The sequence below is a fragment of the Epibacterium sp. ABZ3_068 genome, from assembly GCF_056159265.1.
Map to the genome: position 1 here is coordinate 1967171 of NZ_JBSWUV010000001.1, position 20178 is coordinate 1987348.

Consider the following 20178-nt stretch of genomic DNA (forward strand, 5'->3'; position numbering starts at 1 on the left):
ACGGATGGCAGAGGAGGACAGGTCATGCGGCGGGTTTTGGTTGCATGTCTTTTCTTGGTTGGGCTGCTGATGGCCTGCGCCCAGCCTGTGGTTGCGCCGGTGTCGGTTGTAAACCCATCTCTTTCGGGGCCGGGTGCTCATGTGGAGCTGGTCAAATACCCTGAGTTTGGTGACAGTGACCCGGTTGACTGGGAACGCCGTTCCCCGCGCCACTACCCGATTCACGGAATTGACGTGTCCCGCTGGCAAGGAGAAATCGACTGGCCGCTTGCGCGACGGTCTGGTGTATCATTCGCTTATTTAAAGGCGACCGAGGGCGGGGATATTCTGGATCCGCAGTTCAAGTCCCACTGGCGCGCAGCAAAGCGAGCGGGGGTTCCACGGGGCGCTTACCATTATTTCTACTTTTGCCGATCAGCGGCTGAGCAAGCGCGTTGGTTCATCCGCAATGTTCCTAAGGATGCAGTAGCACTTCCTCATGTGCTTGATATGGAGTGGAACCACCACTCCAAAACCTGCAGCAAACGGCCTTCTGGATCAAAGGTCAGAGCCGAGGCTCGTCGGTTTCTGGCAATGCTGGAGCGCCACTATGGGAAAAGGCCGGTGATCTACACAACTGTCGATTTTTACCGTGATACAGGTATCGGATCTGTATCTGGGACAGACTTCTGGCTGCGGTCGGTCGCTGGCCACCCTAAGGAGGTTTATCCAGGGCAGCACTGGACGTTCTGGCAATACACCGGAACCGGTTCAGTTCCGGGCATCGTAGGAGATGTTGACATCAATGCTTTTTCTGGCAGCCCGGACCGCTGGTTGGAATGGTCGGGTACGACGCGTTAACCTGTGATTTTCACGAGCTTAAAGTTTGAGGTTTTGCGCTCCGCTTTGCGGAACGCTGGGGGGCAGGCCGCGCCTTCGGCGCGGCCTGCTGGGCCCAAGGGCCCAAGAGCTGCCTTTGGCAGCTTGAAGGGCGCGCGGGAGCGTTTTGTTGTGATCAAAGAGCTAAACTTAACGCCAGTCGAAAAAGCCGGGACCTGCTTTTGCCAGAAGAACCTGTGCCATTTCTTGACCAAGCGCTTCTGCATCTGAGAGATCGCCGTTAAGCGTTGCGTTTATCGCTTCCGAGCCATCAGGGCGTAAAACTTGACCTTGCAACGTCAGGCTGGATCCAATGACAGTGGCCAGGCCTGCAATCGGCGTTTCGCATGACCCATCCAAACCGGCCAGTAATGTGCGCTCGGCTGCCAGTCGTTGCGCAGTTTCTGTGTGGTGAATGGCTGCCAGCAAATCTGCGGCACGTGAATCATCAGAGCGGCGTTCTATGCCGATTGCCCCTTGGGCGATGGCTGGCAGCATGTCGTCGACCTCAACCGGTGTTGCGGGGACGCTCTCCATTGACAAACGGTTCAATCCGGCTTGCGCCAGAAAAGTGCAGGTTGCTACACCATCAGCCAGTTTCTTCAGCCTCGTTTGCACGTTGCCGCGAAATTCTACCACTGTGAGGTCCGCGCGTTTGTTCAACAGTTGCGCCCGGCGGCGCAGAGAGGAGGTGCCGACCACCGCCCCTTCTGGAAGATCCGCAATGGCCGAATAGGCCGGGGACACAAAAGCGTCACGCACGTCTTCGCGGGGCAGGAAAACATCCAGAATCAGCCCCGCTGGCTGCTCAACGGGCATGTCTTTGGAGGAATGCACAGCAATATCAATATGACCTGCCAGCATGGCCTCTTCGATTTCTTTGGTGAACAAGCCCTTGTTGCCGATCTCTTTGAGCGGCCTGTCTGCCTCAATCATGGCGCGGTTGTCGCCGGTGGTTTTGATCACCACCACCTCAAATGCCTCTTCGGGCAGATCGAACGCAGCCATCAGTCGCGACCGGGTCTCATACGCCTGGGCTAGTGCCAAAGGCGAACCACGTGTGCCGATTTTGAGGGGCGAGGCGGGGGAGGGCAGGGTCAGTGTCATAGGCGAGATCATTAGTCGCGGCGATTTGCCATGGCAAGCGCCGCTGCTGCTGCCCTTGACAATTTGCCGCTGACAGCGGACCTCAGGGAGACGCGAATGTGAGGGATACCCGATGGTCGAACAAAAGAAACTGCTGCGCGCGCTGGCTGGTGAAACCCAAGAGGTGCCGCCGATCTGGATGATGCGGCAAGCTGGACGTTACCTGCCGGAGTATCGCGCGACCCGTGCCGAGGCTGGGGATTTCTTGTCGCTTTGCTACAACTCCGATCTGGCAGCCGAGGTCACATTGCAGCCCATTCGCCGCTATGGATTTGATGCGGCAATCCTTTTTGCTGATATCCTGCTGGTGCCCCAGGCGCTGGGGGCGGATCTGTGGTTCGTGACAGGGGAAGGGCCACGCCTGTCCACACTGACAACCCAGTCCGAGTTCGACAAGCTCTGTGGCAAGGATGACATTCACGAAACTCTCAACCCGATCTATGAGACGGTGAAAATTCTCTCGCACGAGTTGCCCTCAGAGACGACCCTGATCGGCTTTGCCGGTGCGCCCTGGACCGTTGCCACCTACATGATCGCAGGTCGCGGCACACCGGATCAGGCCCCCGCACATGCGTTGATGCAAGAGAACCCAGCCGTGTTTGATGCGCTGATGGAGCGTATTACCATTGCCACAATTGAGTATCTGTCGAAGCAGATCGAAGCGGGTGCGGAAGTGGTGAAGATCTTTGACAGCTGGGCGGGATCCCTCAAAGGGGATGCCTTCCAGAAATATGCTCTGGAACCCTGCCGACAGATTACAGCGGCCTTAAAAGAACGCCACCCCACGGTGCCCGTGATTGGTTTTCCGCGTGAGGCGGGTGAAAAATACGTGGGTTTTGCCAAGGCGACCGGCGTGGATTGTGTGGCATTGGACAATTCGGTTGATCCGGAGTGGGCTGCCGCACATGTGCAGATCGATGGTTGCGTACAGGGCAACCTGGCATCGCGCCATATGGTGACAGGCGGGCAAGCGTTGGTCGACGATACTCGCCGCATTGTAAGAGCTTTCAGCCAAGGGCCTCATATCTTTAACCTAGGCCACGGAATTACACCGGACGCCGATCCGGATAACGTGCAGCTGATGATCGATACGGTGCGTGAAAGCCGGGTGTAAGGGGAGTAGGCTTCGATGGATTACGGACGGATGGGTGCGCCAAAGATCGGCTCCAACAAGCCGCGCCATAGGGACCGGGATGCAAAGATTGCTCCCAAGGTCACAGATGCGCAGCGTGAAAAGAAGGCGGAATTGCTGAAACGGATGAAGGCCGCTTCTGCGGCAGCAAAATCCGGTTCAAAACCGCAATAGTTCAAATGTCGCCCTTTGGGTCAACTACGCTTTTAGTTTAAGCGCAAATCGGCTGGTCTTGTGCTAGACTCTCTTTAGGCGTGTCTTCTGATGGAGGAGAAGGGGCGCCGATAGGGAGGAAACAGCATGAAGATGAACGATCAGAAGGAGATCGCAGCGGATCCGGCAACTGTTTATGCCGCGCTGTTGTCGCCCGAGGTTTTGGTGCAATGTGTGCCCGGTGCCAAAGAAGTCACAGGCAATGTTGAAGAGGGCTATGCCGCTACTGTGACACAGAAAGTGGGCCCGGTGCAGGCGACCTTCAAAGGCCGTGTGGAGATGTCGGACCTTGTTGAAGGTCAGAAGTTGACGTTAACCGGCGAGGGCAAAGGCGGCGCAGCGGGGTTTGCCAAGGGGCAGGCTGCGGTTACACTTGAGCCATCCGAAAAAGGAACGCTCTTGTCCTATGATGTAGAAGCCAAGGTCGGAGGGAAGCTGGCGCAATTGGGCAGTCGTTTGATCGACGGATTTGCGAAAAAGATGGCTGATCAGTTCTTTGTCAATCTGCAGGAGGCGTTGGAGCCGGAAGTTGCTGGTGAGCCAGCGCAGACAGAAGAGGCCATAGAAAAAACCGCCGAAACCTTGGAGGAGGTGCCTCAAAAGGGCTGGTTCAAACGGATCTTTAACTGAGATTTTCGTTCTGGAACGTTGGGCGCGTAAGGAGTTCTCCCTGCGCTACAAGCCTGCATTAGCGCACAGAAACCTGCGCGTGGTGGTCTGTGGTGCGCAGGTGGCAGAGCAGTTAAGGTCTTGGACATCAAGCAATTGTGAACGGAGGCCACATGCCTGCCATTCTGTCTGTCCGCGACCTGCGCAAGGCCTATGAAAATGGGTTTGAAGCGCTCAAAGGCGTAAATCTTGAAATCGAAGAAGGGGAGATCCTTGCGCTTCTTGGCCCCAATGGAGCGGGAAAGACGACGCTGATTTCCACCATTTGCGGGATCACCCTTCCGACAGGTGGTACTGTGACCGTTGGCGGGTTTGACAGCCAGCGCGCGTTCCGCGCGGCGCGCAACCTGATTGGTCTTGTTCCACAGGAAATCAACCTGGAACCCTTTGAGAAGGTCATCAATACGGTTCGTTTTTCACGGGGATTATTCGGAAAGCCCCGTAACGATGCCCTGATAGAAGAGATCTTGAAGAAGCTGTCCTTGTGGGACAAGCGCAACGCCAAGATTAACGAGCTTTCAGGCGGCATGAAACGCCGGGTCTTGATCGCCAAAGCGTTGAGCCACGAACCCAAGATCCTGTTTCTGGACGAGCCGACGGCGGGGGTTGATGTCGAGCTTCGTAAGGACATGTGGGATATCGTTGGCGAGTTGAAAGCTGCTGGTGTGACCATCATCCTGACGACCCATTACATCGAAGAGGCGGAAGCGATCGCAGATCGTATCGGTGTGATCCGACGCGGGGAGATCCTGCTTGTTGAGGATAAACAGCGTTTGATGGCGCAGATGGGGCAGAAAGAGCTGGAGGTGCAGCTGACCGAGCCAGTGGCAGAGCTGCCACCGGCGCTTTTGGCGTTTGACCTGTCTCTAGGGAACGACGGCAGCTCGCTGATTTACACCTATGACACCAAAGGGGCCCGGACCGGGATCACAACGTTGCTCAATGCCATTTCAGAGTCTGGATTGGTGCTGGCGGATGTGCAGACCCGACAAAGCAGTCTGGAAGAGATCTTTGTCGGGCTGGTCCATGAAGGGGAGCATGCGGCATGAACTGGCACGGCGTATATGCGATCTACCGTTTCGAGATGGCCAGGTTCTGGCGCACGCTTATGCAGAGCTTCCTGTCACCAGTCCTGTCGACATCGCTTTATTTTGTGGTGTTCGGCTCTGCAATTGGCAGCCGGATCGAGGAGGTCGAAGGGATTCAATACGGAGCCTTTATCGTGCCGGGCCTGATCATGTTGAGCGTGATGACACAGGGCATCTCCAACGCGTCTTTTGGTATCTACTTTCCCAAATTCCTGGGAACGGTTTACGAACTGCTGTCCGCGCCCGTTGATCATCGCGAAATTGTCTTGGGCTATGTCGGGGCAGCTGCAACCAAATCCTTGTTCATTGGTGTGGTCATCTTGGGAACCGCAGCTCTTTTTGTGGATCTGCCGATTGCGCACCCCGGGGCAATGATTTTGTTCATGATACTGACCAGTCTCAGTTTTGCGCTGATGGGCTTTATCATCGGGATCTGGGCCCGCAGTTTTGAACAGTTGCAACTGGTGCCGCTTTTGGTGGTTACACCTCTGGTGTTTCTGGGAGGGGCATTTTACTCAATTTCTATGTTGCCGCCGATCTGGCAGAGTATCACCCTGTTCAATCCAGTTGTTTACCTTATCTCAGGTTTTCGATGGTCCTTCTTTGATGCGGCGGATGTACCGGTGGTGATTAGTCTTGCGGCGATTGGCGGGTTCACAATGCTGTGCCTTGCGGTTATCGCATGGATTTTCAGGACAGGCTGGCGGATCAGATCTTGAACGCGTCCCGCATCTCGTCTTTCTGCACAGAGCGGTGACGCTCCCGCCCGGTTTAATGGCCCATTGGGCCACAAAACCCGTTGGGCCAAGCGCCGCGCTCACGCGCGGCGCGGTTGCGCTGCTTGTGCTGCGTTTCGCGTACAAACCCCAATGGAGCGGATAAGCGTTGCAGGAATGCTTCGGCCTTGCGACCAAATTGCCAAACAGTCAATTTATCGACCAACCCTGACCTTGTTTCGTAGGCTTCGGCTCTCTACATGGGCGCCATGACACTCAAGCTGCCTTTTGTGAAAAAACCACCCCTTGTGGCCGTTGTTCGCCTGTCTGGAGCAATCGGCGGTGCAGGCCGTGGCACGCTGAATGACGCGAGCCTTGCCGGCGTTTTGGAAAAAGCCTTTCGAAAAGGAAAGCCCAAGGCCGTCGCCCTGCAAATCAATTCGCCCGGGGGATCGCCTGTTCAAAGCTCGCTCATCGGGGCGCGTATTCGCCGTTTGTCCGAAGACCTGGATGTTCCGGTTTATGCCTTTGTCGAAGATGTTGCCGCATCCGGTGGTTACTGGCTGGCCGCTGCTGCTGATGAGATTTGGGCCGATGAGTCTTCGGTGGTGGGGTCCATCGGTGTGATCTCGGCCGGCTTTGGCGCCCATGTGTTTCTGGCACGCCAAGGGATCGAGCGTCGCGTTCACACGGCGGGCCAAAGCAAATCGATGCTGGACCCCTTCCGCCCAGAACAGGAAGAGGATGTCACGCGTCTGAAGACACTGCTGGGCGATATTCACGAGACATTTATTGCCCATGTCAAAGCGCGGCGTGGTGACAAGCTAAAGGAAGATGCGGATCTCTTCACCGGAGAGATCTGGCTGGCCAAGCGTGCAAAGGCGCTGGGGCTGATTGATGGCATCGGCCATCTCAAACCGCAGATGCAGGAACGGTTCGGGAAGAAAGTTCGTTTCCGTGTTCATGGCGTAAAACGGCCGTTGCTCAGCCGTCTGGGTATGCGCGTCGCGGAAGATGCCCTGACACAGATCGAGGAGCGTGCATCGTTTGCACGCTTTGGTCTTTAGAGGTGCTTTCGAAGATCGTTGCCCTTTTTTTGGTTGCTATGGCTGTGTTGGCCATGTTCGGGAAATTGCGCGTTCCGGGAAAGGGGAGGCTTGCGTCTCCGCGGTGTCCTCGGTGTAAACGCTTCAAAATAGGCAAGGGCCCCTGCGCCTGTGAAGATGGAGGACGTGGCACATGATGCCATGGCTTTACTCAGCCTTTGGGCTGGTGGTCCTGCTTTTGGCAGGCGATGCGCTGGTGCGCGGAGCGGTAAACTTGAGCCTGCGTGTTGGTGTGCCTGCGCTGATCGTCAGCTTGACAATTGTTGCATTCGGGACGTCCGCGCCTGAGCTGCTGATCGCAATTTCAGCCGTGGAAGACAATGCGCCGGGGATCGCCCTTGGCAATGTGGTTGGCTCAAATACGGCGAATGTCTTGTTGGTCTTAGGGCTTCCAGCGGTATTTGCGGGGCTACACACCAGCGAATGTGACACACGCAAGAACTACCTTCTGATGTTGGGCGCTACGATTTTGTTTATCGCGCTGGCCTTTCTGGGAGAGTTCACGGTGTTCTCCGGGATTATTCTGCTCGCTGTGCTTGCGGTGATCCTGTTCATGGCAGCGCGAGAGGCGCAGCGGCATCGCAAGAATGGTGAAGCCGAGGAACTCGAAGATCTTGAAGAAGCGGACCCTGATATGCCCTCCTGGCGTATTGCTGCTTATCTGTTGCTGGGGTTGATCGGTTTGCCTTTGGGGGCGGATCTTTTGGTCGACAATGCAACAATCATTGCCCGCACCTACGGGATAAGCGAAACGGTCATAGGGTTAACATTGGTTGCGGTTGGTACGTCTTTGCCGGAGCTGGCAACGACGTCCATGGCGGCGATCCGCAAACAGGCGGATGTGGCGTTGGGCAATGTGATTGGCTCCAATATGTTCAACCTGTTGGCGATCATTGGCATCACGACATTTGTGGGCAAGATCCCTGTAGACCCCGAATTCCTGCGTTTTGATCTTTGGATTATGCTGGCGTCATCTTTGATTCTGATCCCCTTTGTCTTTTTAAAGCAGGATATAACGCGCTCTTGGGGGATTGGCCTCAGCGTGCTTTACGTGGCCTATCTCGCAGTTCTGCTTTAGGGTGAGACGCTGGGAATGCGAGGGTTCGAAACGTAAGTTTCGGACCCTTTTTTACGTAAAAACACTGTAAAAACATTGTTCTAGGTGCAGATGTCCACTGGGGAAACCTGCACGAATGGAGCCTGATTTGCGTTTAAATATGTTAACATAACCTTAACGCGGCGGAATAATGTACATACTTCACGCTTTCGTAGTGTGGTCGTTACAAAACAGTCACCTGACTCAATGGCTTACCGGAACAGTAAAAAAATTCCTTTGAAAATATGACCTTATGTTGTTGATTAAAAATTAGGCAAATCACCAAAGCCTCTTTGAAATAAGGGAAAATGGTAGATAGCCAGAAGATATCATCAGGTTTATCCCCAGGTTTCGTGGACTTGTTTCGCCTTGCCTTTTTGTGCGGATCATTGCAGCGGCCGACGGGGGATTCTATGAGATTGAGTATGACAGAATTACCTCCGAATACCTCTGATGCGTCACAGCCGGAAAGCAGACCCAAAACCGGATATGATGTGATCCAGCGCTATGTCAGAACACTGGACGGATCGCCCGGTGTGTATCGGATGTTGGACGCCGAGAGCAGGGTGCTTTATGTGGGTAAAGCTCGCAATCTGAGGGCACGTGTCAGCAATTACACGAGGCCCGGCAACAGTCCCCGGATCGAGAAAATGATCTCGCTCACGGCGTCGATGATGTTTTTGACAACACGGACGGAAACGGAGGCGCTGCTGCTTGAACAGAACCTGATCAAGCAGCTAAAGCCGAAATATAACGTGCTGCTGCGGGACGACAAAAGCTTTCCGAATATCCTTGTTGGGAAAGAGCACGGATTTCCGCAACTCAAGAAACATCGCGGGGCACGTAAGGAGAAGGGCAGCTATTTTGGTCCTTTTGCCAGCGCAGGCGCGGTGAACCGTACCTTGAACCAGCTGCAAAAGGCGTTTTTGCTGCGGAACTGCTCGGACAGCATGTTTGAGACCCGCTCCCGTCCCTGCCTGCAGTATCAAATCAAACGCTGCTCTGGCCCCTGTGTCGGGCTGATTTCCGCAGAAGACTATGCCCAGAGCGTGCGGGATGCAGAGCGGTTCCTGTCCGGCCGGTCCACCAAGGTTCAGGAAGATCTTGCCGAGCAAATGATGGCAGCCTCCGAAGCGATGGAGTTTGAGCGCGCAGCGGCCCTGCGCGACCGGATCAAGGCGTTGACGCAGGTGCAATCGAGCCAGGGTATCAACCCACGGGGCGTTACCGAAGCGGACATCATCGGTCTTCACATCGAGAAAGGGCAGGCCTGTGTGCAGGTCTTCTTCATTCGCGCCAATCAGAACTGGGGGAACCAGGATTTCTACCCGCGTATCGACGCGGACAATTCCCCGGCGGAGGTGATGGAAGCCTTCGTCGGCCAGTTCTATTCCACCAAGGAGCCGCCGAGACAGCTAATCCTGTCGGATGCCATGGAGAACGCTGATCTGATGACCGAAGCGCTGACGGACAAGGCGGGCCACAAGGTTGAGATCATCGTGCCCCAGCGTGGGGAAAAGACAGAGTTGGTGGCCGGTGCTGTGCGCAATGCCCGCGAAAGCCTGGCGCGTAAGATGTCGGAAACCGCCACCCAGGCCAAACTGCTGCGTGGCATTGCCGAAGCCTTTGGCCTGGAGCAGGCGCCGAGCCGGATCGAGGTCTACGACAACTCGCATATTCAGGGGACGAACGCGGTAGGCGGAATGATTGTGGCGGGTCCCGAAGGGTTTATGAAAAACGCCTATCGGAAGTTTAATATCAAAGGAGACGATCTGGTTCCCGGTGATGACTTTGGCATGATGAAAGAGGTGTTGAACCGTCGCTTCTCGCGTCTGTTGAAAGAGGATCCCGACCGCGACAAAGGGATGTGGCCGGATTTGCTGCTCATTGATGGTGGGGCAGGTCAGGTCAGCGCCGTGGCAGAGATTATGGCGGAACACGGGGTGCAGGACATACCGATGGTCGGTGTTGCCAAAGGCGTGGATCGTGATCACGGCAAGGAAGAGTTCCACCGTATTGGGCAGCGCCCCTTTGCCTTGCAGCGAAATGACCCTGTTCTTTACTTTATTCAGCGTATGCGGGACGAGGCGCACCGGTTTGCAATTGGGACACATCGGGCGAAACGGGCAAAGGCCATGGCTGCAAACCCGCTGGACGATGTGCCGGGCGTGGGCTCTGCCCGGAAACGCGCATTGCTGAAACACTTTGGCAGCGCCAAGGCGGTTACTAGGGCGAACCTCTTGGACCTCAAAGCGGTGGACGGTATTTCAGAAGCACTGGCTGAAAGGATCTATGATCACTTTCACGGGGCTGAATAAGGCGCGGATATCGCACCTTCTCCCTTTGGGGTATGGTCGCCAGGTGTGTTCCTAAGTATGGTGTGATTTATGCCCGTTTCGCTAACTGTGAAAACCGTGACCTATGAGACTTATTCAGTGAAGGGTAAGACCCTTACTGACATTGCCAAGAGCATCAAAAAATCCGGTCCCAAAGATCCCAATGACAACAAGAAGGTGGCGTTTCTCACCACTACCGCGCTGGATGCGGAAGTCACCAAGGGCAAATATGGGGCCGACGGCAAGCCCAAGGTTGACAAGAAAACCGGCTGGTTTGAGGTCACGTTCAAAATCAAAACGCTGAAACTGATCCTGACGCCTTCGATCAAATGCCCCAAGCGCAGCGTCAGCGGTCTCTCCCCGCGTGCCTTGGTGGAATGGTACAGGTTTTATGCGGCTGCATTGGTGCATGAGGCCCAGCATGTCGACAAGGCAAAAAAGGAGAGTGAGAAAATTGCCAAAGAACTCGACAAGTTGCGTGGCAAGGGGTTGGCGGAAACTGAACGCGATGCCGAGAAAATGGCCGAAGAAGACCTGAAACATTTGATCAACAATTACTTTTTTATCGAACGGGAACGTCTGAACGAGATCCACCGTAAACTCGACCACGCGACCCATCACGGAGAGAAACGGGGCGCCTTGCTGGACACATCAATCACATAGTGTTCTCAAGCCGAAGTCCTGTGACAGGTCTTATGCGGGCATATGTGCCAAGTAGATAGTTGCACCATTCTGGCGACTGCGGTGGTCTGTCCGCATGCACCGTCGAGAGGAGAGGCAAATCTTGGGGAACATTGCCCGGACCACCTGGGCAGCCTGCTTGATCAACACTTTCTTGGTCAAAATGCCTTAGCTGGGGCGATGGCTCTTTTCGCAGCATTAACCACGCTGTAGGAAGGGAACCATGAAATGGAACCTGCCAAATATTCTGACCACCCTGCGGTTGCTTGCAGCGCCCGGTGTGGCGATCATGTTTCTGTATTTCGCGCGCCCATTGGCCGACTGGCTGGCGCTGTTACTGTTCATGGGGGCGGCGATCACCGATTGGTTTGACGGCTACCTTGCGCGTGCCTGGAAGCAGGAAACCAAGATAGGCGCGATGCTGGATCCGATTGCAGACAAGGCGATGGTTGTGGTCGCACTGATGGTTGTTGTCGGCTATTCGGACATGAACTGGATCCCCTGGTTGGTGCTGCCCGCGACTGTGATTTTGTTCAGGGAGGTCTTTGTCTCGGGTTTGCGCGAATATCTCGGCGATACGGCGGGAACGCTAAAGGTCACAAAACTCGCGAAATGGAAAACGACGGTTCAGATGGTGGCCATCGCTGTTTTGTTCAGCCGGGGAATCTTTGAACACTATCTCGGCATGTCGGTCTGGGGCATGGACCAGGAGATGGTTGATCAGATCATGGCAGGAAAGGTCGAGGACACGCTTAATATCCGTCTGATGTTTGAAGGGCTGATTTGGAGTGGCCGTATTGGGCTTTGGTTGTTGTGGCTCGCAGCAATCCTTACCTTTGTGACTGGCGCGGATTACCTGCGCAAAGCGTTGCCCCATTTGAAGGAACCTGCATGATGAATGTCCTCTATTTTGCCTGGGTGCGGGAACGGATTGGCCTGCCGCGGGAACAGATCGAGACTTCGGCGGTCACAGTGATGGATCTGGTGGAGGAGCTGAAAACCCGGGAGGAGCGTTATGAGGCAGCATTTGCTGACATCTCGGCGTTACGGGTCGCTTTGGATCAAGAGTTGAGCGACTTTGATGCTCCCTTGGACGGCGTGCGTGAAGTGGCCTTCTTCCCTCCGATGACAGGAGGCTGAACCGATGCGGGTCGAAGTCCAGGCAGCACCTTTTGATGTGGGTGTTGAGACGTCTGAATTCACCTCAGCTGCAAAAGGCGCTGGGGCGATTGTGACCTTCACTGGTGTGGTGCGCGAAGCTGATGCTGGCGCTATGACCGTGATGGAGATAGAACATTACCCTGGCATGACCCAAAAGGCGCTTGAAAAGATTGCGCAAGACGCAATTGACCGTTGGTCACTGGTCGATGCGCTGGTTATTCACCGCCATGGCCGTCTGTCTCCGGGAGATCAAATTATGATGGTCGCTACAGCTTCCCGCCATCGCAAGGATGCCTTTGAAGCGGCGGAATATCTGATGGACTACCTGAAGTCCCGCGCGCCGTTCTGGAAAAAGGAAATCCTGAACGACGGCAGCGCAGATTGGGTTGCGGCGAAGGACGTTGACGAAGCTGCGTTGAAGAGATGGTGACATTATCATAAAATAAGGTGTCATCGAAACGGTGCCCGCCCGAGTTTCATTTACGTCATCCAATTCTTAACCTTAGAGTCATCAGACTACGCCCAGTTTTTTTGTAGTGTGTTGTGTCGTAGGTGTTAAGAATGGACGAGATCGAACGATTGATGGCCGTCGCCGCAAACCGTGTCTCTGTTTCATGTATAAGCGTCGCTTTTCCTGATTTTTCTCCGGAGACTCCGCCACTTTCCCTATGTGTCGGGGTTTTCAATGACACAGAAGACGTGCTTCGCTGGCAGTCGGTGCCGGGAGCTGGTTCATATTGCGCGCAGGTCATGCGTGGTGCGGAAATGATTTCCGTTTCAAACACAGGGTTCGCCGGTTTCCCGCGCTCATGTGATGTGATGAACGCCCGGAGCGCGTTTGCCTATTTGGGGGCACCTATTCCCGCGGCAACGGGTGGGGCAATTGGTGCCCTGGCATCATTGAGCTGTGTTCCCCGTATCTGGTCCCGGCAAAACAAAAAGGATATGCGGCAGATCGCACGGGCCATCGGAGTCCTTTTAGCGCCGCCTGATATGAAACACCGTATGAACGCGCGCGGGTAAAGCCGCGCATCTAGGTGTCAGCGTCCCAGCTGGTTGCGCAGCTCTTCCGCTTCGCGGCGGGCATCGCGAAGACCATCCATGGTCGCGCGCAATTCTGCATCCGTCTGTGTCAGCTGGTTTACCAGCTCAGCCTCGCGCTGCTGCAAATAGGTTATGGCCTGATCACGGGTCTCTTCTGCCGCATGCAGCTCTTGACTCATCCGGTCCAGATCCGCCACGTCACTTTGTTTGACGCGTGTAAAACGATGCACCAGCCAATTCGCAAACCAGCCTAAGGTAAAAGCCACGAAGAGAATAATCGCGGTGGTGATGATAAACTCAGTCCGGTTCATTCTGTGGATCCTTCGATTTCGCCGTCTTCTTCTGCTGCGGTCTGTTCGATGGCGTCAGTGCTTGCCTCAGCTTCGTCCTCAACCGTTTCTTGACTGTTCAGGACTTGAAAGACAATCCGCCGGTTGGCTTCGCGACCGTCTTCGGTCTCGTTATCGGCGATGGGCTGTGTTTCGCCATACCCCCTGGCGACAAAGGTCAGGGTTGGAATGCGGCGGGCCCGCAGCTCATTCAGGACCGATTGCGCACGAGATTGGCTGAGGCGTTCGTTCATGGCCTCGCGGCCTTGGCTGTCTGTATGGCCCTGGATTTCCAGCTGTATAGGGCCGCAGTTTTCAAGAACGGCAGCGATCTGGTCCAGTGTCGAACTGCTGCCTGCGGCTACTGTTGCCGATCCAGGCTCAAAGGCGATTTTGCCACTGTCCTGAATAGCGGTAAGTTGTTTTTGGCATTGCTCTGGAGTCAACGGTTGGTCGTCGGGGATGGGCGGCTCTTCATATGTGATGTCCAGCTCATACGAGGCCCGTTCGCCCAGGCGCGTGGAGAAGAGTTTTGCCATCTCGGCAGAGGCATCTTCATTAAAGCTCACGCCCCGTACCACAATGAGCTGTGGCGTCACTGTTACCAGCCCGCGCTGCAAATAAGACAGAGCTTCGAGCGCTGACAAAACCTGCATGTTCCAGTCCACTGGCAACTGTTCCATCAGGCGGGCGGCGCTGTGTACGCGCCCGGCGCCGAACCGTGCCTGTGCGAAACTGTTGGTCAGAGCGCGCTGGGTTTGATCAACAACATAACCGCGCAGCAAAACCTGCCCTTCCGGGCTGAGAGTTGCTGTGAATTCTTGAAGCTCTTCGTCCCCTTGGGCTTCTGGGGGCGGGAGAACGGCGTGCAGGGCAAACACTTCGGGCAGTTTGCTTTCCAGCTTGCCGACCACTCGGTCAAACAGGGCTTGGTCCGTACCCTGAACTGCGGCCAATGTGATATCTGCATTGGCCAATGTAACGGTGCCCGCGCCAAGTTCCGTCAGGCTTTCCAGACTTTCGCTCACAGCGCGCGACCAGTTTGGGGAAGGGACCCCCATGCCGATCGTGCACTCTTCTCCGGCGCTCAGCCCGGCTTTGCGCGCGGCGCGCAGGATAAGGTCGCGGCTTTCTTCGCTTTCGGCGGAGCAGGAATCAAAGTGACCGCCATTTTCATCGAGGGTAAAGCGCAGGGTGAAGGGTGTGATAACCGGTCGTGGCGCTTTTATATCCAGCGACAGGCGCAGGCCACCGGTGGCCATCCGGTTCAGGCGCTCTTCCAGTTTGCGCTTTTCCTCAGGGCTGTTTGTCGTCGCCGTAATCGCGACAACACCCGGTTTGACTGATATTTTTGAACTTGGAAGGATTTCAAGCGCCTCAAGCCCAAACCGCATTGCTGCGGGCCAGCCCTTTGGCGCTGCATAGGTGGTCGATTCCAGGAAATCCGCGACGCGTGTTGGACCCACCAGATGTTCCATACGGCCGATCACGCGTTCTCTGTCCGTGCCAGAAGGCACCAGTCCAATGATGGAAATTCCGGAATCATTCCGCAGAATTTCGGCTGAAAACTTGGGAGGTGCTATGCCCCGGGACGGGGTGACATGCATCTGATCAATGATCCGGGAGGTGTCGACCACGGTGCCCACCTGGCTCACAGCTCCAAAACGACTAGCCTCGTCAGGGGCCGTACCTTCCAGGACCACGCGCAGCCCGTCTGCTGTTACTTCTGCCCAGCCAAAGCCACCTTTGTCCAAAACCTGCCGGACTGCGGTTTCACTCCCGCGCTCCATACCTGTGGCCGCAAAACCGGCTACCACTATGCTCAGCGCGGCGGCTGTGGCAAAGGTTGCCCCCGTAATCAGCACAGAAGGTAGCCGCATAAACTGGTCAGTCCCTTAATTGTTCGCAAATGTCATAACGGCGATATGTTTTGTTTTCAATCAGGCGAACAGGGCCAGAATTAAGAAGATAAGCGGAATCAAGCCGGTATCTCGGTTGAGGCGAAAAAGTTGCAGCAGCCTCTCGTTGTTCTGCGAATCAAAACTCCGCAATTGCCATGTCATATGCCATCCCATTGCCCAAGGAGCTGCCAATGCAAGGGCCAGCGCAATCGGAGAGCCATCGGTTCCAAGTACTGCCAATACGGCCAGCGCCATGATGGAGACTGTTGCAACGATAAAGCGGCGCAACCACTTTGGGGTCTCGTTTTCAAACAGACGGGCGGTGGACTTCACGCCGATCAAAGCGTCGTCTTCGGTGTCCTGATGCGCATAGATCGTGTCGTAAAACAGCGTCCAGGCGATGCCTGCAATATACAGCAAGACCGGTGCCCAATGCAGACTGCCCGTGTGTGCGACCCAGGCCAGCATCGCTCCCCAGTTGAAGGCTAGCCCCAAAAAAACCTGTGGCCACCAAGTGAAGCGTTTGGCGAAGGGGTAGATCAAAACCGGGATCAGTGACAGGACCCCCATTGCGATGGCCACCCAGTTAAACGTAAATAGGATCGCCGCTCCCAGAAAAGCTTGTAACCCCATCCAGAAAACGGCTCCTTTGACGGTAACCTGACCGGAAGGAATGGGGCGGGATCGGGTGCGTTCAACTTGCCCATCAAATTTGCGGTCGGTGATGTCGTTCCATGTGCATCCGGCCCCCCGCATCAGCCAGGCTCCGGCAGCGCAGCCCGCCGCGATCCATAGATCTTCCCAACGTGGTGTCTGATCCGACAGGATGGCAAGCGCCAGTCCCCACCAGCAGGGGATCAACAACAACCAGGTGCCGATAGGACGATCCGCCCGGCTGAGCCGCAGATAGGGGCGGCTCCATTCTGGTGCGAGTGTGTCGACCCAGTTCCCTTTGACCGCATCTGCGACCTGACCATCTGGTGTTGGGGCGTTGCCTTGCATATGTAAGCTTCCATGAGTGCAAAAGTCAGACTGTATGTAGAGCACCCCTTGGGGGCAGGGCAATCGGTTCCTCTTGATCGGGAGCAGGCACATTACCTCTTTGGGGTGATGCGCCTTGGAGTGGGCGCAGATGTCGCACTGTTCAATGGGCGGGATGGGGAATGGACGTGTAAAGTCGCCGAGGCGGGCAAGCGCGCCGGGCTGCTGAACTGCGTGGAACAAACCAAACCGCTGCAAATGCCACCAGACCTTTGGCTGCTGTTTGCGCCAATCAAAAAGGCGCGCACCGATTTTATCGTGGAAAAGGCCGCCGAGATGGGGGCGGCCCGAATCTTGCCTTTGCAGACGGAGTTCACCAATTCCGAGCGGATCCGTCAGGACCGGTTGCAGGCCCATGCGGTTGAAGCGGCCGAGCAATGTGGCGGTACCTATGTGCCCGAAGTGGCAGATCTGCAAAAACTGGCACGCCTACTGGATCATTGGCCCGAGGAACGCCAGTTGATGTTTTGTGACGAGGCGGAGGCCGGCAATGCGCTGGAACTCGCGGCAGACGTCCACAGGGACGCGCCATGGGCTATTCTGATCGGCCCTGAAGGTGGCTTTTCTGACGGGGAACGGAACCGCTTGCATACGCTCAAACAATCGCATGTGGTAAGCCTCGGTCCCCGTATCCTGCGGGCCGATACTGCTGCCGTGGCGGCGATGACGCTTTGGCAGAAAAGTTTGGGAGATTGGTGAGATGTGGCGCGCCGCAACAGAAGAGGATTTGGGTTGGGTCGAACGGTTTTTGTTCGATCATGTTCAAAGCTCTATGTTTTTGCTCATCAATTTGCGCGATCACGGGTTAGGGTCGGAGGCGCCCTATGGTTTGAACCTTTGGGTGTTGGAGAGCCAGCAAGGCGTCTTTGCGATTTCGAACTCCGGTAGTGTTTTGTTGCAGGCGCCGGGCGTAGAACGTGAGGTTTGGGCCGCTGCTGCCCAGCTGATCCGAGGCCGCAAGGTGAGCGGGCTGCTGGGAGATGCGCCCCAGATCCGCGCCTTTTCCGTTGCGGCTGGGTTGTATTGCGCGCCGATGACGCGGGATAGCGATGACCTTGGATTTCACCTCGAGTTGGATCAAGTGCAAATCGGTCCGCGTGCGGGTGATCAACTGGTGCCTTTGGCGGCAATTGACCGCAGCCTTGCTGTGAACTGGCGTGCCCACTTTGATCGTGAAGCTCTTGGGGTGGGCAAAGAAAAGGCACGAGAGGCTGCGCAGCGGGAAGTTGAGAGATACCTTGCGAAAGACAGTCACCGCATTCTCCTGGTTGAGGGGGAACCCGTTGCAATGACTGGATTCAGCGCGAATATCGGCGGCGTCGTGCAAATCGGCGGCGTGTTCACGCCACCAGAATTACGTGGACGGGGACATGCACGCCACGCGGTTGCGATGCATTTGGCCAAGGCCCGCGAAGCCGGTGCGACACGGGCGGTGTTGTTCGCAGCAAATGAGGCGGCGGCGACGGCCTATCGCGCGGTTGGCTTCCAACCGGCGGGAAAATTTGCGCTGATGCTGTTTCGGGAAGCACAAACCATCCGCACAGTCACTGTGGAGGCACGCACATGAGCTTTATTCGACCCGAAGCCCGCGCCGCAATGTGGCATTGGCGTGAATTGATCGCTGCGGCAGCTCTTGCTCTTGTTGGCCTGCGCTGGGTGTTCTTTGGGTTTGGGTTCTGGCAGGTCACGGGCTGGGCTTTCCTGCTGATTGCCGTTGTTGTTGCCGTCATTGGCGGACAAAGGCTTCGCTTTCGCTTGGGCGGGAGCGGACCTGGAGTGGTGAAGGTCGATGAAGGGCAAATTGCCTATTTTGGACCGCTTACCGGGGGGGCAGTGGCCGCATCCGAACTCGAAAGGCTGCGTTTGGATCATACTGCGAAACCGTCCCACTGGCTCTTGGAGCAGCCGGGGCAAGCACCCTTGGCGATTCCGGTCAACGCAGCAGGGGCCGACGGGCTTTTTGATGTGTTTGCAAGCTTGCCGGGCCTCAAGACAGAGCGCATGCTGGAGGAACTGCATCGCAAAGGACCTCACCAGGTCGTGATCTGGGAGCGCGCTCCCAGTCGCGACGCCCACTATCGGCTGCATTGACACTTTGGGCGATTCCGCCCACTTCTGCGCAACGAGACAGACAACGGACGGAGTTTCCCATGTCCATCCCACAATCCGGCGGCGGTCCTATCGAACGCCATGAGCAATTGGCGGAATACCTAGCGTCGGGCTGTAAACCGAGTGCCGATTGGCGCATCGGTACCGAACATGAGAAATTCGGCTATTGCAAAGATACGCTGATGCCTTTGCCTTATGAGGGGCAGCGCTCCATCGTGGCGGTCCTTGAAGGGCTGCGCGACACATATGGCTGGGATCCGGTCACCGAAAGCGGCAAGCTTATTGGTCTCACCAAGGATAGTGCCAATGTCAGCCTGGAGCCGGGCGGTGCCCTGGAGCTGTCAGGCGCTCCGTTGGAGACTATTCATGAAACCTGTGATGAGGTGAACGAGCACCTGCGCGAGGTAAAAGACATCGCCGACAAAATCGGTGTGGGCTTTATCGGATTGGGCGCTGCGCCGATTTGGTCGCATGAGGAAATGCCGCTGATGCCCAAGGGGCGGTATCGCCTCATGAATGACTATATGGAAAAAGTCGGCACCATGGGGCGCGCGATGATGCGCCGCACCTGTACAGTACAGGTGAATCTCGACTTTGGATCCGAGGCTGACATGGTGCAGAAGCTGCGCGTCGCTCTGGCGTTGCAGCCTGTGGCGACCGCGCTCTTTGCCAATTCGCCGTTCTTTGAAGGCAAACCAAACGATCATAAGTCTTGGCGCAGCCTGATCTGGCGCAATCTGGATGATGCCCGCACGGGCATGCTGCCTTTTGTGTTTGAAGACGGCATGGGTTTCGAACGTTATGTGGAGTATGCACTGGATGTGCCGATGTATTTTGTCTACCGCGACGGTGAATACATCAACGCGCTGGGCCAATCGTTCCGTGACTTTCTGCAAGGCAAATTGCCTGCCTTACCTGGGCAGACGCCAACACTGTCGGACTGGGCGGACCATCTGACGACGGCATTCCCTGAAGCGCGCATCAAGAAATACATGGAAATGCGGGGTGCAGATGGCGGCCCGTGGAGCCGTCTTTGTGCATTGCCGGCCTTTTGGGTTGGTTTGATGTACAACCAATCCGCGTTGGATGCGGCCTGGGATCTGGTTAAAACCTGGGACGCAGAAACCCGTGAGGCACTGCGGGTTGGTGCATCCGTTTCCGGTCTTCAGGCCGAAGTTGGTAACATCAAGATGCAAGCGCTGGCTGGCCAAGTTCTGGAGATTGCGACCGCGGGTTTGCAAGCGCGTGGTTGCAAGAGTGCGGGCGGGTTCGTCCCGGATGAGACGCACTTCCTCAACACGCTGAAAGAAAGTGTCGAGACGGGCAAGGTTCCGGCGGATGAACTGTTGGATCACTACCACGGAGACTGGGGCGGCGATCTGACGAAGATCTACGCTGAGTACAGCTACTGAGAATTGACGTAGGAAAGGGGCGCCGCTGAGACGCCCATTTTTCTTGAGCGGTCGGTCTGGGCGGCGTTCTCCAATGGCGCGTTTGTGGCATTGGCCGCGCCGCCAGCTGATAAAAATAGCCGACATCGGAAACCGATGTC

General features: G+C 56.1%; 22 protein-coding genes. 18 read left to right on the plus strand and 4 right to left on the minus strand.

Features of this window, described 5'->3' with window-relative positions; genetic code table 11:
* Window positions 1–24: 24 nt before the first annotated feature.
* A complete protein-coding gene (locus ACXAEW_RS09465; protein WP_474941081.1) occupies window positions 25–840 on the plus strand; it encodes a glycoside hydrolase family 25 protein in 816 nt (271 codons plus the stop codon).
* 168 nt (window positions 841–1008) lie between these two features.
* Here ACXAEW_RS09465 and hemC read toward each other — a convergent pair whose 3' ends face one another.
* Complete coding sequence (gene hemC, locus ACXAEW_RS09470; protein WP_474941082.1) at window positions 1009–1965, minus strand: hydroxymethylbilane synthase; 957 nt, start codon at window positions 1963–1965, stop codon at window positions 1009–1011.
* A gap of 112 nt (window positions 1966–2077) precedes the next feature.
* On the opposite strand from hemC, the gene hemE reads away from it, so the two are divergent.
* The 13 genes from hemE to ACXAEW_RS09535 all read left to right on the plus strand — a co-directional run bounded on the left by hemE (window position 2078) and on the right by ACXAEW_RS09535 (window position 13225).
* Complete coding sequence (hemE, locus tag ACXAEW_RS09475) at window positions 2078–3118, plus strand: uroporphyrinogen decarboxylase (RefSeq protein ID WP_474941083.1); 1041 nt, start codon at window positions 2078–2080, stop codon at window positions 3116–3118.
* Window positions 3119–3133: 15 nt separating this feature from the next.
* On the plus strand, window positions 3134–3310 hold the full coding sequence (locus tag ACXAEW_RS09480; protein ID WP_474941084.1) for a hypothetical protein: 177 nt from the start codon (window positions 3134–3136) through the stop codon (window positions 3308–3310).
* 126 nt (window positions 3311–3436) lie between these two features.
* On the plus strand, window positions 3437–3979 hold the full coding sequence (locus ACXAEW_RS09485) for a CoxG family protein (protein ID WP_474941085.1): 543 nt from the start codon (window positions 3437–3439) through the stop codon (window positions 3977–3979).
* A 152-nt stretch (window positions 3980–4131) separates the two neighbouring features.
* Window positions 4132–5067 carry an ABC transporter ATP-binding protein gene (locus ACXAEW_RS09490; protein ID WP_474941086.1) on the plus strand — a complete coding sequence of 312 codons (936 nt, stop codon included), beginning with the start codon at window positions 4132–4134 and terminating at the stop codon, window positions 5065–5067.
* The gene (locus tag ACXAEW_RS09495) at window positions 5064–5825 is read left to right on the plus strand and encodes an ABC transporter permease (RefSeq protein WP_474941087.1); all 762 of its coding nucleotides are present in this window, start codon (window positions 5064–5066) and stop codon (window positions 5823–5825) included. Before ACXAEW_RS09490 ends, ACXAEW_RS09495 begins: the two co-directional genes overlap by 4 nt.
* A 266-nt stretch (window positions 5826–6091) precedes the next feature.
* Window positions 6092–6889 carry a S49 family peptidase gene (locus tag ACXAEW_RS09500; RefSeq protein ID WP_474941088.1) on the plus strand — a complete coding sequence of 266 codons (798 nt, stop codon included), beginning with the start codon at window positions 6092–6094 and terminating at the stop codon, window positions 6887–6889.
* 172 nt (window positions 6890–7061) lie between these two features.
* Window positions 7062–8006: a calcium/sodium antiporter gene (locus ACXAEW_RS09505; RefSeq protein ID WP_474941089.1), complete on the plus strand. Its 945-nt coding sequence runs from the start codon at window positions 7062–7064 to the stop codon at window positions 8004–8006.
* Between the two features lie 443 nt (window positions 8007–8449).
* On the plus strand, window positions 8450–10342 hold the full coding sequence (uvrC, locus tag ACXAEW_RS09510) for an excinuclease ABC subunit UvrC (RefSeq protein ID WP_474941090.1): 1893 nt from the start codon (window positions 8450–8452) through the stop codon (window positions 10340–10342).
* A 69-nt stretch (window positions 10343–10411) separates the two neighbouring features.
* Window positions 10412–11023, plus strand: coding sequence for a DUF922 domain-containing protein (locus ACXAEW_RS09515; protein ID WP_474941091.1), 612 nt, complete (start codon window positions 10412–10414; stop codon window positions 11021–11023).
* A 241-nt stretch (window positions 11024–11264) separates the two neighbouring features.
* Entirely contained in the window at window positions 11265–11936 is a 672-nt protein-coding gene (gene pgsA / locus ACXAEW_RS09520) for a CDP-diacylglycerol--glycerol-3-phosphate 3-phosphatidyltransferase (RefSeq protein ID WP_474941092.1), read from the plus strand.
* On the plus strand, window positions 11933–12181 hold the full coding sequence (gene moaD / locus ACXAEW_RS09525) for a molybdopterin converting factor subunit 1 (RefSeq protein ID WP_474941093.1): 249 nt from the start codon (window positions 11933–11935) through the stop codon (window positions 12179–12181). The genes pgsA and moaD overlap by 4 nt, the downstream gene beginning before the upstream one ends.
* 4 nt (window positions 12182–12185) lie before the next feature.
* Window positions 12186–12632, plus strand: a complete 447-nt coding sequence (locus ACXAEW_RS09530; RefSeq protein WP_474941094.1) for a molybdenum cofactor biosynthesis protein MoaE — start codon at window positions 12186–12188, stop codon at window positions 12630–12632.
* 152 nt (window positions 12633–12784) lie between these two features.
* A complete protein-coding gene (locus ACXAEW_RS09535; protein WP_474943018.1) occupies window positions 12785–13225 on the plus strand; it encodes a GAF domain-containing protein in 441 nt (146 codons plus the stop codon).
* A 17-nt stretch (window positions 13226–13242) separates the two neighbouring features.
* Here ACXAEW_RS09535 and ACXAEW_RS09540 read toward each other — a convergent pair whose 3' ends face one another.
* The 3 genes from ACXAEW_RS09540 to ubiA are packed head-to-tail and all read right to left on the minus strand — an operon-like array spanning window position 13243 to window position 16478.
* A complete protein-coding gene (locus ACXAEW_RS09540) occupies window positions 13243–13557 on the minus strand; it encodes a hypothetical protein (RefSeq protein WP_474941095.1) in 315 nt (104 codons plus the stop codon).
* Complete coding sequence (locus ACXAEW_RS09545) at window positions 13554–15455, minus strand: OmpA family protein (protein ID WP_474941096.1); 1902 nt, start codon at window positions 15453–15455, stop codon at window positions 13554–13556. Before ACXAEW_RS09545 ends, ACXAEW_RS09540 begins: the two co-directional genes overlap by 4 nt.
* 60 nt (window positions 15456–15515) lie before the next feature.
* The gene (gene ubiA / locus ACXAEW_RS09550; RefSeq protein WP_474941097.1) at window positions 15516–16478 is read right to left on the minus strand and encodes a 4-hydroxybenzoate octaprenyltransferase; all 963 of its coding nucleotides are present in this window, start codon (window positions 16476–16478) and stop codon (window positions 15516–15518) included.
* A gap of 12 nt (window positions 16479–16490) precedes the next feature.
* On the opposite strand from ubiA, the gene ACXAEW_RS09555 reads away from it, so the two are divergent.
* Genes ACXAEW_RS09555 through ACXAEW_RS09570 form a run of 4 tightly spaced genes read left to right on the plus strand, consistent with a single transcriptional unit; the run spans window position 16491 to window position 20038 of the window.
* Complete coding sequence (locus ACXAEW_RS09555) at window positions 16491–17216, plus strand: 16S rRNA (uracil(1498)-N(3))-methyltransferase (RefSeq protein WP_474941098.1); 726 nt, start codon at window positions 16491–16493, stop codon at window positions 17214–17216.
* Between the two features lies 1 nt (window position 17217).
* Window positions 17218–18084, plus strand: coding sequence for a GNAT family N-acetyltransferase (locus ACXAEW_RS09560; RefSeq protein WP_474941099.1), 867 nt, complete (start codon window positions 17218–17220; stop codon window positions 18082–18084).
* Window positions 18081–18608: a hypothetical protein gene (locus tag ACXAEW_RS09565; protein WP_474941100.1), complete on the plus strand. Its 528-nt coding sequence runs from the start codon at window positions 18081–18083 to the stop codon at window positions 18606–18608. The genes ACXAEW_RS09560 and ACXAEW_RS09565 overlap by 4 nt, the downstream gene beginning before the upstream one ends.
* 59 nt (window positions 18609–18667) lie before the next feature.
* The gene (locus ACXAEW_RS09570; protein ID WP_474941101.1) at window positions 18668–20038 is read left to right on the plus strand and encodes a glutamate--cysteine ligase; all 1371 of its coding nucleotides are present in this window, start codon (window positions 18668–18670) and stop codon (window positions 20036–20038) included.
* The last annotated feature ends 140 nt before the right edge of the window (window positions 20039–20178 follow it).

Coding starts and splice junctions, on each gene's coding strand:
- hemE (WP_474941083.1), top strand. CDS start 2,078: ATGGTCGAACAAAAGAAACTGCTGCGCGCGCTGGCTGGTGAAACCCAA.
- ACXAEW_RS09570 (WP_474941101.1), top strand. CDS start 18,668: ATGTCCATCCCACAATCCGGCGGCGGTCCTATCGAACGCCATGAGCAA.
- ACXAEW_RS09490 (WP_474941086.1), top strand. CDS start 4,132: ATGCCTGCCATTCTGTCTGTCCGCGACCTGCGCAAGGCCTATGAAAAT.
- hemC (WP_474941082.1), bottom strand. CDS start 1,965: ATGACACTGACCCTGCCCTCCCCCGCCTCGCCCCTCAAAATCGGCACA.
- ACXAEW_RS09505 (WP_474941089.1), top strand. CDS start 7,062: ATGATGCCATGGCTTTACTCAGCCTTTGGGCTGGTGGTCCTGCTTTTG.
- ACXAEW_RS09480 (WP_474941084.1), top strand. CDS start 3,134: ATGGATTACGGACGGATGGGTGCGCCAAAGATCGGCTCCAACAAGCCG.
- ACXAEW_RS09555 (WP_474941098.1), top strand. CDS start 16,491: ATGAGTGCAAAAGTCAGACTGTATGTAGAGCACCCCTTGGGGGCAGGG.
- ACXAEW_RS09560 (WP_474941099.1), top strand. CDS start 17,218: ATGTGGCGCGCCGCAACAGAAGAGGATTTGGGTTGGGTCGAACGGTTT.
- pgsA (WP_474941092.1), top strand. CDS start 11,265: ATGAAATGGAACCTGCCAAATATTCTGACCACCCTGCGGTTGCTTGCA.
- ubiA (WP_474941097.1), bottom strand. CDS start 16,478: ATGCAAGGCAACGCCCCAACACCAGATGGTCAGGTCGCAGATGCGGTC.
- ACXAEW_RS09515 (WP_474941091.1), top strand. CDS start 10,412: ATGCCCGTTTCGCTAACTGTGAAAACCGTGACCTATGAGACTTATTCA.
- moaD (WP_474941093.1), top strand. CDS start 11,933: ATGATGAATGTCCTCTATTTTGCCTGGGTGCGGGAACGGATTGGCCTG.
- ACXAEW_RS09530 (WP_474941094.1), top strand. CDS start 12,186: ATGCGGGTCGAAGTCCAGGCAGCACCTTTTGATGTGGGTGTTGAGACG.
- ACXAEW_RS09545 (WP_474941096.1), bottom strand. CDS start 15,455: ATGCGGCTACCTTCTGTGCTGATTACGGGGGCAACCTTTGCCACAGCC.
- ACXAEW_RS09465 (WP_474941081.1), top strand. CDS start 25: ATGCGGCGGGTTTTGGTTGCATGTCTTTTCTTGGTTGGGCTGCTGATG.
- ACXAEW_RS09535 (WP_474943018.1), top strand. CDS start 12,785: ATGGCCGTCGCCGCAAACCGTGTCTCTGTTTCATGTATAAGCGTCGCT.
- ACXAEW_RS09500 (WP_474941088.1), top strand. CDS start 6,092: ATGACACTCAAGCTGCCTTTTGTGAAAAAACCACCCCTTGTGGCCGTT.
- ACXAEW_RS09485 (WP_474941085.1), top strand. CDS start 3,437: ATGAAGATGAACGATCAGAAGGAGATCGCAGCGGATCCGGCAACTGTT.
- uvrC (WP_474941090.1), top strand. CDS start 8,450: ATGACAGAATTACCTCCGAATACCTCTGATGCGTCACAGCCGGAAAGC.
- ACXAEW_RS09540 (WP_474941095.1), bottom strand. CDS start 13,557: ATGAACCGGACTGAGTTTATCATCACCACCGCGATTATTCTCTTCGTG.
- ACXAEW_RS09565 (WP_474941100.1), top strand. CDS start 18,081: ATGAGCTTTATTCGACCCGAAGCCCGCGCCGCAATGTGGCATTGGCGT.
- ACXAEW_RS09495 (WP_474941087.1), top strand. CDS start 5,064: ATGAACTGGCACGGCGTATATGCGATCTACCGTTTCGAGATGGCCAGG.